The 12,417-nt window shown below is 68.0% G+C and carries 15 protein-coding genes, 1 tRNA gene and 1 pseudogene; 6 read left to right on the top strand and 11 right to left on the bottom strand.

From position 1 onward, the window contains the following. The first annotated feature begins 1 nt into the window (after position 1). Positions 2-970, top strand: coding sequence for an aspartyl/asparaginyl beta-hydroxylase domain-containing protein (locus tag ACW18B_RS18255; RefSeq protein ID WP_492048424.1), 969 nt, complete (start codon positions 2-4; stop codon positions 968-970). Positions 971-1,124: 154 nt separating this feature from the next. Here the strand turns inward: ACW18B_RS18255 and ACW18B_RS18250 are convergent. Continuing rightward, positions 1,125-1,214: transfer RNA gene (locus ACW18B_RS18250), tRNA-Ser, on the bottom strand. Between the two features lie 152 nt (positions 1,215-1,366). Here ACW18B_RS18250 and msrA point away from each other — a divergent pair. After that, complete coding sequence (gene msrA / locus ACW18B_RS18245) at positions 1,367-2,020, top strand: peptide-methionine (S)-S-oxide reductase MsrA (RefSeq protein ID WP_492048423.1); 654 nt, start codon at positions 1,367-1,369, stop codon at positions 2,018-2,020. A gap of 35 nt (positions 2,021-2,055) precedes the next feature. Here the strand turns inward: msrA and ACW18B_RS18240 are convergent, their stop codons facing one another. The 4 genes from ACW18B_RS18240 to ACW18B_RS18225 all read right to left on the bottom strand — a co-directional run bounded on the left by ACW18B_RS18240 (position 2,056) and on the right by ACW18B_RS18225 (position 4,861). Next, complete coding sequence (locus ACW18B_RS18240) at positions 2,056-2,805, bottom strand: DUF599 domain-containing protein (RefSeq protein ID WP_492048422.1); 750 nt, start codon at positions 2,803-2,805, stop codon at positions 2,056-2,058. A 32-nt stretch (positions 2,806-2,837) separates the two neighbouring features. Continuing rightward, positions 2,838-4,145, bottom strand: coding sequence for an MFS transporter (locus tag ACW18B_RS18235; protein ID WP_492048421.1), 1,308 nt, complete (start codon positions 4,143-4,145; stop codon positions 2,838-2,840). 113 nt (positions 4,146-4,258) lie between these two features. Further along, a complete protein-coding gene (locus ACW18B_RS18230) occupies positions 4,259-4,414 on the bottom strand; it encodes a DUF3309 family protein (RefSeq protein ID WP_492048420.1) in 156 nt (51 codons plus the stop codon). 114 nt (positions 4,415-4,528) lie between these two features. Then, positions 4,529-4,861 carry a DUF983 domain-containing protein gene (locus ACW18B_RS18225; protein ID WP_492048419.1) on the bottom strand — a complete coding sequence of 111 codons (333 nt, stop codon included), beginning with the start codon at positions 4,859-4,861 and terminating at the stop codon, positions 4,529-4,531. Between the two features lie 304 nt (positions 4,862-5,165). On the opposite strand from ACW18B_RS18225, the gene ACW18B_RS18220 reads away from it, so the two are divergent. Continuing rightward, entirely contained in the window at positions 5,166-5,330 is a 165-nt protein-coding gene (locus ACW18B_RS18220; RefSeq protein WP_492048418.1) for a hypothetical protein, read from the top strand. 7 nt (positions 5,331-5,337) lie between these two features. Here ACW18B_RS18220 and ACW18B_RS18215 read toward each other — a convergent pair whose 3' ends face one another. From ACW18B_RS18215 to ACW18B_RS18200, 4 genes and pseudogenes are all read right to left on the bottom strand, one after another. Further along, a complete protein-coding gene (locus tag ACW18B_RS18215) occupies positions 5,338-5,475 on the bottom strand; it encodes an entericidin A/B family lipoprotein (RefSeq protein ID WP_492048417.1) in 138 nt (45 codons plus the stop codon). Positions 5,476-5,571: 96 nt separating this feature from the next. Then, positions 5,572-6,138, bottom strand: a complete 567-nt coding sequence (locus ACW18B_RS18210) for a beta/gamma crystallin-related protein (RefSeq protein ID WP_492048416.1) — start codon at positions 6,136-6,138, stop codon at positions 5,572-5,574. Positions 6,139-6,377: 239 nt separating this feature from the next. Then, positions 6,378-6,485, bottom strand: a pseudogene (locus ACW18B_RS18205) (hypothetical protein); the annotation flags it as partial. A 90-nt stretch (positions 6,486-6,575) separates the two neighbouring features. Continuing rightward, positions 6,576-8,678 (bottom strand): acylase, encoded by a 2,103-nt coding sequence (locus tag ACW18B_RS18200; RefSeq protein ID WP_492048415.1) that lies wholly within the window; start codon positions 8,676-8,678, stop codon positions 6,576-6,578. A gap of 174 nt (positions 8,679-8,852) precedes the next feature. Between ACW18B_RS18200 and ACW18B_RS18195 the strand changes: the two genes are divergently transcribed. Further along, entirely contained in the window at positions 8,853-9,608 is a 756-nt protein-coding gene (locus ACW18B_RS18195) for a class I SAM-dependent methyltransferase (protein WP_492048414.1), read from the top strand. Positions 9,609-9,614: 6 nt separating this feature from the next. Here the strand turns inward: ACW18B_RS18195 and ACW18B_RS18190 are convergent, their stop codons facing one another. Beyond that, a complete protein-coding gene (locus ACW18B_RS18190) occupies positions 9,615-9,773 on the bottom strand; it encodes a hypothetical protein (RefSeq protein ID WP_492048413.1) in 159 nt (52 codons plus the stop codon). Between the two features lie 92 nt (positions 9,774-9,865). Between ACW18B_RS18190 and ACW18B_RS18185 the strand changes: the two genes are divergently transcribed. Next, on the top strand, positions 9,866-10,405 hold the full coding sequence (locus tag ACW18B_RS18185) for a hypothetical protein (RefSeq protein WP_492048412.1): 540 nt from the start codon (positions 9,866-9,868) through the stop codon (positions 10,403-10,405). A 73-nt stretch (positions 10,406-10,478) separates the two neighbouring features. Beyond that, positions 10,479-11,309, top strand: coding sequence for a protein NO VEIN domain-containing protein (locus ACW18B_RS18180; RefSeq protein ID WP_492048411.1), 831 nt, complete (start codon positions 10,479-10,481; stop codon positions 11,307-11,309). A gap of 162 nt (positions 11,310-11,471) precedes the next feature. Here the strand turns inward: ACW18B_RS18180 and ACW18B_RS18175 are convergent, their stop codons facing one another. Further along, positions 11,472-12,377 carry a hypothetical protein gene (locus tag ACW18B_RS18175; protein WP_492048410.1) on the bottom strand — a complete coding sequence of 302 codons (906 nt, stop codon included), beginning with the start codon at positions 12,375-12,377 and terminating at the stop codon, positions 11,472-11,474. Between the last annotated feature and the right edge of the window lie 40 nt (positions 12,378-12,417).

The raw sequence follows: 12,417 nt of genomic DNA, 5'->3' as shown, positions 1-12,417 counted from the left end.
GATGCGACTGTCCCGTCCCTTCTTCCAGCTCCCGGTGTTGTTCGATGTGGCCCGCTTGCAGGCCGAGGTCGCGGCCTTGCCGGCCGAGGCCTGGGTGTCGCACCCCGATGGCGTGCCCGGCAACAGCGCGGCGCGCCTGATCAGCGCCGGCGGGGCCGAGACCGACTCCGTCCATGGCCAGATGCTGCCGACCCCGTGGCTGACGGCCATGCCCTATCTGTCCCAGGTGCTGGCCGGCTTTGGCGTGGTGTGGAGCCGCTCGCGGCTGATGCGCCTGGCGCCGGGCGCGGGCGTGCCCGAGCACGCCGATATCAACTATCACTGGCATACGCGGGTGCGGCTGCACATCCCGGTCTTCACCTGGCCGCAGGTGCGCTTCCACTGCGACGGGCAGTCGGTGCACATGGCCGCCGGCGAGGCCTGGATCTTCGACAACTGGCGCGCCCACCATGTGGAGAACAAGGCCAGCGCCGAGCGCATCCATCTGGTCGCCGACACCACCGGCACGGCGGCGTTCTGGCAGTTCGCCTGCGGGGAGGCTCCGCCGCGCGCACAGTGGCGGACCATCCCATTTGACCCCGCCGGCCGGCCGCAACTGCTGACCGAGAACGACCAGCGCTCGCCGGTGATGCCCGCCGCCGAGGTGGAGCTGCTGATCAACGACCTGCGCGCGGAACTGGCGATCACCACCGACACTCCGGACGCTCGAACCCGCGCCGCGCGGTTCAGCCGGCTGCTGGAGGACTTCGTGTTCGACTGGCGCCAGCTCTGCGCGCTGCATGGCGTCAGCGGCCGGGCGCGGCCGGACTTCCTGCGCCTGGCGCACGCGGTGCACGAGGCCGCCAGGCCGCTCGCCGAGGGGCTGGTCATGCGCACCAACAAGGCCAGCGCTCTGCTGGTGCTGGAAAAGCGGGTGCTGCAGCACCTGGTGGCCGACGAAGGGGCGTCGCCTGCCGCGCTGTCGGTTTAGGGCGAAGGCTTTCAGGGCGCGGCCGTGATCGCCGTCGCGGGATCGCTGCATCCCGGCCTACCCGAAGAGCGCCTCAAAAGCATGTGACGGTGACCGGCGGGACCCGTCTAGGGCGCCTAAGTCTTTGATGTTGCGATAAAAGACGCTTGACGTGTGGCGGTGAGAGAGGGATTCGAACCCTCGTTAGGCTTTCACCTAAACACGCTTTCCAAGCGTGCGCCATCAACCACTCGGCCACCTCACCATGCGCACGTGAATCGGGAGCGGTTGAGGCCCCCCTTCGCAGGAAGGCGCGCAATATACTCACGGAGCCCTTCGGGGCAAGCGCCGATGAGGGGTGAAATGTCGGTATCGAGCACTTATATCCTCCCAGACGTTTTCCGCTGAGGCCAAGCCATGTTGTTCGCCAAGAAATCCCTGGATCTGCCCACCGCCGACAGCGCTCTGCCGGGGCGCGCGGCCGCGATCCCGACCGCCCAGACCCACTTCGTCAACGGCCATGCGCTGAAGGGGCCCTATCCCGACGGGATGGAGACGGCCGTGTTCGCCATGGGCTGTTTCTGGGGCGTGGAGCGGATTTTCTGGCAGGTTCCGGGCGTCTATGTCACGGCCGCCGGCTATGCGGCGGGCGTCACGCCCAACCCGACCTATCAGGAAGTGTGCAGCGGCCAGACCGGCCACACCGAGGTGGTGCTGGTGGTGTTCGACCCCAAGGCGGTCAGCTACGAGACCCTGCTCAAGACCTTCTGGGAAAACCACGATCCCACCCAGGGCATGCGCCAGGGCAATGACATCGGCACCCAGTATCGCTCGGGCGTCTATGTGACCAACGACGCCCAGGCCGCCGCCGCGGCGGCGTCGAAGGAAGCCTATGGCCAGGCCCTGGCCGCCAAGGGGCTGGGCGCCGTCACCACCGAGATCGCCGCCGCCGGCCCGTTCTATTTCGCCGAGGACTATCACCAGCAGTATCTGGCCAAGAACCCGGGCGGCTATTGCGGCATCGGCGGCACCGGCGTGACTTGCCCGATCGGGGTCGGCGTCGAGGCCTGACGCCTGACGCCTGACGCCGGGGACGCGATGAGCGTCTAGAGCGCGTCTTCCGGCGGCGCCTTGCGGTTATGGGTCATGTGCGGGCCGTAAGCCACCGGCGTGCGCTCAAGGATCTGGCGAACCTTGCGCACGGCCGTCGAAGCGCGGCTGTGGCGCTGACGCCAGACCAGCAGGGCCAGGGCTCCCAGAGTGGCCGCCATAAAGGCCCACGGGCCCAGCAGCCAGGCCGCCGCCGCCAGGGCGAAATAATAGCCGCGCACCCCGGCGTTGAAGGCCGACAGGGCCGGGTTGAGAATGCCGCCGGCGGCCTCTGCATATTCCGACAGGACGGCGGGCGAGGCCCACATCGGCGTCGCGCCGATCGCGGCCAGGCAATAGTTCATCTGGCGGATCGCCCAGATGAAATCCAGCAGGCCGCGCGCCAGAGCCAGCAGCACCATGCCCAGCTTGATCTGGAACATCAGCTCCGAGGCCGGGGCCAGCACGGCCAGGCCCTCGATGCTCTTCCAGGCGCTGTCGCCGCCAAACAGCACGCCGCCGGCGGCGGCGATCAGGATCAGGTTGGATGAGGCGAAGAAGCTGGCCGAGTTGATGGCGTGGCCCAGAAGCTGGCCGTCCAGCAGGGCGATTTCGCGCACCGCCATCTCCTGCATCCAGCGCCGCCGGATCACCGTCATGTCGGTATTGATCAGCTTGTCGCTTTCGCCCAGCCGCCTCAGCAGCGGTTCGTAGAACAGCCAGCTGAACGCGAAGAGGGCCAGGGCGAAGATGTCTAGGATCGGCATGGTCACAGCTTAAGGCGGATTCGGCGAAAGGGTCAGTCTTCGATGATCCGGCTGTGCTTTCCGGTGTCCTTCAGCAGGATGGCGCACAGCAGGCCCAGCGCCATCACCCCGGCGACATAGAGGTAGAAGGCGCTCTCGATCCCGGAGGACTTGAACGCCAGGGCCGTCATCTCGGCTGTGCCGCCGAAAATCACATTGGCCAGGGCGTAGGGCAGGGCCACGCCCAGGGCGCGGATATGGGCGGGGAACAGCTCGGCCTTCACCACGGCGCTGATCGCGGTATAGGCCGACTGGAAGGTGACGCCGGCCAGGATCAGCACCAGGGCCGTGGCGGCCGAGGTGGTGTGGGCGATGCCGTTCATGATCGGCCAGATGGTCAGTACGCCGCCGCCGAAGGCCGCGATCAGCATCGGCTTGCGACCCAGCCGGTCTGACAGCCAGCCGGCCAGGGGTTGCAGCAGCAGGAAGGCGATCAGGCTGATGGCGCTGATCTCCGAGGCGACCGCCTTGCTGAAGCCCGAGGTGTTGACCAGAAACTTCTGCATGTAGGTGGTGTAGACATAGAAGGTCAGCGACCCGCCCGCCGTCAGGCCCATGATCAGCAGGGTCTCGCGCGGGTGGCGCAGGATCAGCATGTGGGTGCGGGCCTTCTCGGCGCCGGCGGCCTTGGCGTTGCGGAACGAGACGCTTTCTTCCAGGCCAGAGCGGATCCAGAACACGACGACCGCCAGGGCCGCGCCGATCACGAAGGGCACGCGCCAGCCCCAGTCGCTGAGCGCGTCCTTGTCCAGGGTGCGTTGCAGAACGATCAGCACGCCCAGGGCCAGGAGCTGGCCGGCGATCAGGGTCACATAATGGAAGCTGGACCAGAAGCCGCGATGGGTCTTGCCGGCCATCTCGCTCATATAGGTGGCGCTGGCGCCGTATTCGCCGCCGACCGACAGGCCTTGCAGGACGCGCGCCAGCAGCAGGATGGCCGGGGCCCACAGGCCGATGGTCGCGTAGCCCGGCGTGATGGCGATGATCAGGGCCCCGGCGCACATCAGGGCCACCGAGATCGACAGGGCGGCGCGGCGACCGGCGTGGTCGGCGTACAGTCCCATCAGCCACGCCCCGATCGGCCGGGCCACGAACCCCAGGAAGAACACCGCCGCCGCCTGCAGCAGCTGAACGGTCTGGTCGCCCTTGGGGAAGAACTGGGGTGCGAAATAGAGGGTGAAGGCGGCGTAGGCGAACCAGTCGTACCATTCGACCAGATTGCCGGCCGAACCGCCCAGAATGGCCCTCATCCGCGCCAGCGGCGTCAGTTCAGCCGTCGGCGCTGCAGCGCTGCCCGTCATCCCGTGGTCCCCGCCCGATCAAACACCCTTGGAAGGGCACCTTAGGCGAAGCCGGTCCGACGGCAAGTCGTCAGGCGCCCTCGCCCGCCAGGAGGGCGGGCGAGGGCTGCGGATCAGAGACGGCCCATCAGCACCAGGACGATCAGGATCACGAGGATCAGGCCCAGGCCGCCGCTGGGGAAATAGCCCCACGAACGGCTGTGACCCCAGGTGGGCAGAGCGCCGATGAGGGCCAGGATCAGGATGATGATGAGGATGGTGCCGAGCATGTCCGCTCTCCGGTTGCTTCCGGACCGTCGGCGCCTGCGCCGGGATCACGGTGTTCGGGAGGGGAAATGTCGCAAGCCGCCGTTCGGTTCCGGTGACGGTTGCGCCGCCGGTCTTCAGGCCTCGGTGACGTCGACGGCCTTGCGCAGCCTGATCGCCCACAACGCGCCGATGACCGCGCCCTTGACGCGGGGCAGCAGCAGCAGGGTCAAGGCCGCCAGGGGCAGCACGGTCAAGGGCAGGACCAGGCCCACCGGCGCCTTCCAGATGAACGGGAACAGCAGCAGCGGCCCCACGAACAGATGGCCGATGATCAGGATGGTGAAATAGGCCGGGCCGTCGTCGGCCGGATATCCGGCCAGGTGATGGCCACAGACTTCGCAGTCGGCGTCGACCTTCAGATAGCGCACATAGAGCCGGCCGTCGCCGCAGTTGGGGCAGCGGTGCATGACGCCTCGCTTGAGGCCGGTCAGAACGCTGGGGGGGGAGGAACTCGACATCACGTTGATATGGGCCTTCGCGACGATCTTTAGAAGGGTGACCTAGCGCCGCACGTGTTGGTTAATGTAGTTTAAATTTCAGTATATCGAGTGAGTTGTAGGTTATTTGGGCTGAGAATTGGATGTTGTATTGACGTTTTGAATGCAGCCGTCGCGCGACGATTTCGTCGTTTTGTGAATGGACGGCTTTCTATCGGTATTCTTGCAACCTCGCCTATGGTGCAACGTTTCCTGTTGGTATTGGAACCGGAGTTTGATCATGGCCGCGAAAACCGATCCCACCGATCCACCGGATGATGCGACTTGGCCAGCCGCCTCTTGCGCTGAACAGGCGGCTCGCCAGGCGACCGATCAGGAAATCACGCCGCACGAAAAGCAGACGATCGCCATCGAGACGTCCAGGCAAGAAGACGCCTGAAATCGGGCTATTTCTTGGCGTCCTTGGCGGTGTCGGCGACGGCCTTGCCGGCTGCCGAGACGTCGCGACCGACACCTTCGATCGTGTTGCAGGCTGACACCAGCAGGGCGGCCGCTGCGGCGGCGAGAAGGGCGATCTTGCGCATGGTAGAGCTCCAGAAGAAAACGCCGGGACCTTAGCCATGACGCGCGCCGTCCATCAAGGGCGGCGCGCGTTCTGATAGGGCCTGTGCGGAAAGGTCTCAGCGCACGCGGCGTATCGAGCTGATGCGGTCGTTCAGATCACGCCCGAACAGACCTTCGTCTCGCGAAAAGGCCCAGCACCGGCCCTGATAGTTGATGTCCTCGCAAACCTGCCATTCGCCGCGCGTGACCTTGATGGAGGAGGCCAGATCGTTGAACTTGACGGCGGTCAGGTCGGGCATGTCGCCGCGCACCTCATAGGCGCGGCCGTCATAGCCGGCGTGCTCGAACAGCACCGCGTCGGAGCGATAGACCCCGCCGCCGCCGCCGGGGCGACCGCCGCCGGGATAGCCGCCGCCCGCGCAGGCCAGACGTCCATCGCGGTTCTCCAGCCCCTGGCCGCCGCAGTCGCGCGAACTGGCGCTGCTCCAGGTCCAGCGTCCGCCGCCCGACCGGCACAGGGCCCAGACCTGGCCGTTGAAGGCGGTGATCTCGCGGCAGGAGCGGGTGTAGGACCCGCGCGGCGGGTCATCATACGACCCGTTCCAGCTGGGCGCCTGGGCGTACGCGGCCGCGCTGGTCATGGACGCGAGGCCCAGGGCAATGAGGCTGATGGTCTTGCGCATTTGTGTTTCCCCACACGTTGAACTTTATGACGCCAAGCTAGGCCGCACGGCTGAACCGCAGCTGAACGCCGACAGGGCGCAGGTTGCAAGTCTGTCGCATGAAGCCATCCTGACATCGCGCGACGAGACGATCGGCGCGCTACAGCCTCCAAGACATTTAACGCCGGACGCGCGACGCGTGGCGTCGGCTTTCGGGCGGGAGGCCAGGGCGTGCTTTCGAGCCTGGGCGGACTCCAATTCCCTCTTCCAAAGGGAGAGGGAGGGGCCCGCCGCGAAGCGGTGGGAGGGTGAGGGGTTACGAGGCTGGACGGCGTGCCGGCACTCCGTCTGACACTGTAACCCCTCACCCCAACCCTCTCCCTATGGGAGAGGGAGCATGACCGCCCTCCACCCCGAACACACGACCGGAAGGTCCGGTATCCGCCGCCGTTCCCCCCCTAGCGCGTCCCCGGCCGGTAGTCCTCGCGCACATGGCCATTCAGCTGGTCTTCGGTGAACAGCACCGGCTTGGTCTTCATGGCCACGAACAGCGGCGTCTGGTCGGCATAGTGCGGTGAGGCCTTGTCCAGGGTGGCCGAGCCGAACTGATGGATGCTGTCGGACTTCAGCACGCCGTCGCGGTCCCAGGTGACGAACATGATGAAGGTGTCGCCGCCGTCGGCCGTCAGCGTGCCGTCCTTCTGCGGGATGCCCCACACCGAGCGATAGGTGTCGGCCATGCCGTCGATCGGCAGGTCGACCTTGCCCCGGCGGATGCGGTTGACCTGGCCCCATTCGGGATCCAGTCGGCCAAAGTGGGTTTTCAGCGTGGCGATCGCCGCTCTCAGCGTGTCGAGCGGCTGCAGTTCTGGCTCGCCGCTGGTGCGGGCGAACAGGATCGGCTGGCTCATCAGGGCGACCAGGGCCGCGCCGCGATTATGGATGTCGGCCTTGCGGTCCCAGCCCTTCAGGATCGCCTGGGCGGCGGCCAGGTCCTTGTCGCCCTTGGGGTCGATCGCCGTCAGCTGGGCGATCATCGTCTCCAGGCCCGAGCGCTCGCTGGCGGTCAGGTCGTACTTGTAGCGTCGGAAGCTCTCGTCGGTGATCGCCGGGTCGGTTCCGACCGTCTCCTCCACCCTCAGGGCGCGGTTGGTCATGTTGGTCTGCAGACCCATCGAGGCCGGGAAGTCTTCAGCCTTCAGATTGTCGGCCGGGGCGCTGGCGCGCAGCGGGTCGTTGTTGGAGTTGAACACATAGCCAGACCCGGGATTCCACAGCTGCGGGATCTGCCCGACGGGGCGATAGCCCTGCCAGATCACGTCGGAGCGGTCGCCGGGCAGGACGTGGGTCCAGTCGGCGGCGACCGTGCGGTTGGGATACTGGCCGTTATGGACAAAGCCGATGTTCCCGGCCGCGTCACCATAGATGTAGTTCAGGCTGGGCAGGGCGTGGGTGGCGATGGCCGCGCGCCATTCGGCCAGGTTCCGGGCCTTGTCCAGTTTCCAGTACTGGATGGACTGGCGATACTCGCCCATGCCCGCATAGCGGATGGCGAAGACGCCGCTCTTGGTCTCCAGCACCGGGCCGTGCACCGAGCGCAGCACCGCCTTGCGCACCGGCAGCACGATCGGGCCCCACAGCTTGACCCGCAGGGTGGCGGTGGTTTTGTCGAAGTCGCGCCAGGCGCCGTCCAGACGGTACTGGTTCCTGTTCTGCGGGTTGATCGTCAGTTTGTAGACGTCGACCAGGTCGGGCTTGGAGACGGTATTGGCCCAGCCCAGGGTGGCGTTGTGGCCATGCAGCATGAACGGCGAGCCGGGGAAGAAGCCGCCGGCCACGTGCCAGCCTTGCCCGCTTTCGACCACGGCCTCGTACCAGGCCACCGGGCCCGTATAGGGCTGGTGCGAATTGACCAGCAGCCGCGTGGCGCCGTCGGCGTTGCGCGACGGGGCGATGGCCAGGCCGTTGGACCCCTTGGGCGGCGGGGGCAGGCCGCCGGGCGCGGTGATCGCCTTCAGCTCGGTGTCCAGGCCATAGAAGAACGGCTGCTTGAACACAAAGCCCGCCTCGATGTCCTTGCCGGTCAGCGGCAGCAGGCCGGGGGTGACCTGGTCGGGATGCAGGGCGGCATAGTGGTTGACCCCGTCGGCATAGGCCTGCAGCACCTTGCGCAGCTCAAGCGGCAGCTTGTCGTAATTGGCGTCCACCGTCGGCCACACGCCCAGCAGCGAGACCACATAGTCGGTGGGGGCGGCCGAGGCGCCCTTGGTGCGGGCCAGCACGCCGCGGGTGGCCAGGGCCACGTCGCGCAGGGTGGCGAAGTCGTCCTCGCTCTGGGCGAAGGCCAGGCCATAGGCGGCGTCGGCGTCGGTCTTGCCCAGGATGTGCGGCACGCCCCATTCGTCGCGCCGAATGCGGACGTCATAGCGTTCGCCGATGGCGATCAGGGAGGCGTCGCTGGGCGTCCTGGGCAGGCTGGCGCGGTCGATGACGATCAGGGCCAGGACCGCCAGCACGCCAAGCGCCAGAAGTCCGCCGATCCCCCGCAGGATCCACCGCATTTGAGCCTCCCCGACTTTTCTCGTTGCCGCCACCATGGGCGCAAGGGGCCCGGCAAGGGAAGGGCGACCTTGGGGAAGGCGCCAGGGGCCTATGACCCGGAATTGATCAGAACCGCGTTCGCCAGGGATTTAAAACCTGCTACCGGTTGAGCACAGCAAGGGAGATTGGACGCGATGATCCGGATGTTCGGAGTTCCAGCCTTGGCCGCCCTGGCCGTGTGCGCGTTCGGCGGCGCGGCCCTGGCCCAGATTCCCGCCAATATCGCCGCCGCCGTCGCCAACCCGTCGCGCCCGGCTGCGGACACCGCCCGCGACGCGGCGCGCAAGCCGGACCAGATCCTGGCCTTCGCCGGCGTCAAGCCGGGGAGCGCCGTGGTCGATTTCGTCATCGGCGGCGGCTATTTCACCCGCCTGCTGTCCGGCGCGGTGGGGCCGACCGGCAAGGTCTATGCCTATCAGCCCGCCGAATTCATCAAGTTCGAGCCCAAATACGGCGAGAACCTCAAGGCCGTTTCGGCGGCCCTGCCCAATGTCACGCCGCTGGATGGCCCGCTGATCGGGCTGGACCTGCCCGACGGTCTGGACCTGGTGATGACCGTGCAGAACTATCACGACATGCATCTGAAGGCGTTTCCGGCCGGCCTGGCCAGAGCGGCCGACGCTGAGATCTTCAAGTCCCTGAAGCCGGGCGGCGTCTTCCTGGTGATCGATCACGCCGCCGTCGAGGACACCGGGTTCACGGCGCCCGACATCCTGCACCGCATCGACGTCGAGGCCGTCAAGGCCGAGGTCGAGGCGGCCGGTTTCAAGCTGGAGGCCGAAAGCCCCCTGCTGCGCGATCCGGACGACCCGCGCATCGCCAGCGTCTTCGACCCGTCAATCCGCGGCAAGACCGATCAGTTCATCCTGAAGTTCCGCAAGCCGCGCTAGTTCAGATCAGCGGCTCATCCAGGGCTTGGACTTGCCGGTCTGGATGCCGGCGGCCTGTTCGCGCTGGAACTTGCCGCCGCGCGGCGGCTTGGGCTTGGCGTCGAGGGCGGCCTTCTTCAGGCGCAGGGCGCGCTGGATCGGAGTTTCTTCAGGAGCGTCGGTCATGACGGCGCTATAGCACACTCTGTGTCGATGGGGACGCGGGTCGGGCGCCGATGCGCCTTGAGAACGCCGCGCTTGCCGGTCAAGCTGCGCCCATGACCGTTCGCGCCGTCCTCCTGACCGTCCTCCTCGCCAGCCTCGCCGGCGGCGCGTTCGCCCAGGCGCAAGAGGCGCCCAACGAGGTCTCACCCGTCACCGTCATGCCGCCGACCCTGCCGCCCAGGCTGGTGGCCAGCTATCCGGCCGAGGGCGAGGCCATCGCGCCGGGCGTGCTGATCGTGAAGCTGAGCTTCGACCAGGTGATGAACCCCAGGGTCTGGAACTATGGCGTCGCGCCGGACGCCGAGCGGCCCGAATGCGTCAAGACGCCCCGCCTGCTCAGGGACGGCAAGACCTTTGTGCTGCTGTGCCGGGTGCTGTCGAACCGCACCTACAAGATCGCCCTCAACGCCCAGCGGCTGGACGGCTTCGCCAACGCGGCCGACAATCCCGCCCAGGCGCACGTCCTGACCTTCCAGGTCGCGCGGGGCGAGCCCGTCACCTCGCTGGCCGGCGCCATGAAGGCCGCGGGTCTGAAGGACGATGAGACGCCGATCGAGACGGCGCCCGGCCCGGCGGTCGCTTCGACGCCCTGAAGTGGGCGCCCCGAACGCCGCCCGTCACCAAGCTTTGGTGGCGCGCCCCGCGCGGTTGAGGCATCGTCGCGGCGTGAGCGTAGACATTCCCCCCCACAGCGACTGGACCGAGGCCGATCTGGACCTCGTCGTCGGCGACTATTTCGTCATGCTGGCCAAGGATCTGGCCGGTCAGCCCGTCGATCCGGCCAGCCATCAGCGCGCCCTGCGCTTCGTCTGCGGCCGCTCCGGCGCGGCCATCGACTGGAAGCAGTGCGAGGTCTCGGCCGCCCTGACCCTGATCGGCCTGCCGATCCTGCGCGGCGTCGCCCCCCGCTGGAACCTGGGCGACGACGTGCTGGACGCCGTCGACCGCCAGCTCTCGGCGCGGCCGAGCCTGATCACCGCCGCCCTGCGGCCCGACGTGCTGTTTTCCAAGACCCAGCCCCTGGTCCTGACCGAGGCCCCGCCGCCCACCTTCGCCCCCGAACAGATCGCGCCCAGCCCTCGCGCCGAGCGGCTGATCGGCAAGTTCAACCCGGCGGGCCGCGACTTCGACGACACCCTGCTCACCGAGGCCGGCCGCGCCGCCGTCCTGGCCTTCGAGCAGCGCAGCCTGCGCGAGCGCGGCCGCGGCGACCTGGCCGACCGGCTGCGCCTGACGAGGCCCGCCCAGGATCCGCCGGGCTATGACCTGGAAAGCTTCAAGCCCACCGGCGAGCGCCGGCTGATCGTGGTCAAGACCACCACCGGCGGGGCCGGCACGCCCATGCAGCTGACCGACGACGAAGACGCCCTGTGGACCACCCGCCCCGACATCTATCGCCTGTACCGCCTCTACGACCTGGGCCGCGACCTGCGCTTCTACACCCTGCGCCCGCCCCGGGCGGCGGCGGCGGGCGCGGCGGAGGCCGCGGCGGTTTAGGGCCAGTCGTCTGTAGCGCCGTGGCGCGAATACCTCGTCCTTCGACACGCTCAGGACGAGGTTTTCGAATGAACCAGCGGTGAAATGGCCCTCATCCTGAGCTTGTCGAAGGACGAGGGCGGCCCCTGATGGCGCGCGCACGCCTGGGCGAGCGCCTCCGCCTCAGACCCGGCGGCCGTCCACCAGCGGCGGCGGTGGCGGGGTCGAGCGCCGGGGCGTGTGGCCGGGATCCGGGAAGGGCGGCTGGGCCGGCGGCCAGGTCCGGCAGGGCCGGCGCTCGGCGGGCCGGGGCGTGGGGCCATTGAAGTCCATGATCACAACATCGAATTCCCGCAGGATGCGCTCGGTCGTCCGTTCGGCCTCCGCCAGGGCTTCGGGCTCGTTCTGGCCCAGAAAGTCACGGCGGAACCGATAGACCCGCCGCTTGAAGATCGGGTTCACTCGCTCGGGCGAGACCAGCAGCGTCAGGCTGATCAGGACGATGTCGCGGAACATCGACTCCGTCTCGCGCTCGACCGCCGCCCGGGTGGGCCGCCAGTCGACGAAGTGGCCGCCGTCGTCGGGCCAGCCGCCGTTGGGCGGAAATGACGGACCCGGATCGACCATCGCCGTCCCTGCGCCGTCCCCCGGCAGGCCCAGCTTCTCCAGCCTCTGGGCCAGGGCCGACAACCGCAGCGCCTCGTGGTCGCGCCCGTCATGGATGGCGCTGGCCAGCCGCGTCAGGGCCGCCGCCCGCAGATCGGCCGGATCCGGCGACGGCGGCGGACCGGACGCCGCCACCCCGTCGGCGCGCCGGGCCGGCGCGGGCGAGGCCGAAGCCGTCTCCCGCCGCGCCTGCGCCTCGGCCCGCCGCGCCGCCACATGGGCCCGCGCCACGGCGTCGGCATGGTGTTTCTTGGTCCAGCCCTCGACGCCGGCGTGGCGATAGATGCTGCCGGGCGACACCTTCCACAACGCCGACAGCTCCTTGGCGGAGGCGCCGTTGCGATAGGCCTCGCCGATCTCGGCCCACGAGGCCTCGGAGAGACGGAAATAGGTGGGCGGGGTTTCTGAGCTGTGATCGGTCATGCCCAGAAGTATGCGGCCGGTCTGAGCGCCGGGGATAAGT

It is taken from the genome of Caulobacter sp. FV2ps19, from assembly GCF_058681035.1.
Note: the sequence above shows the minus strand (reverse complement) of the source record. Positions and strands in the feature narration are given on the sequence as shown.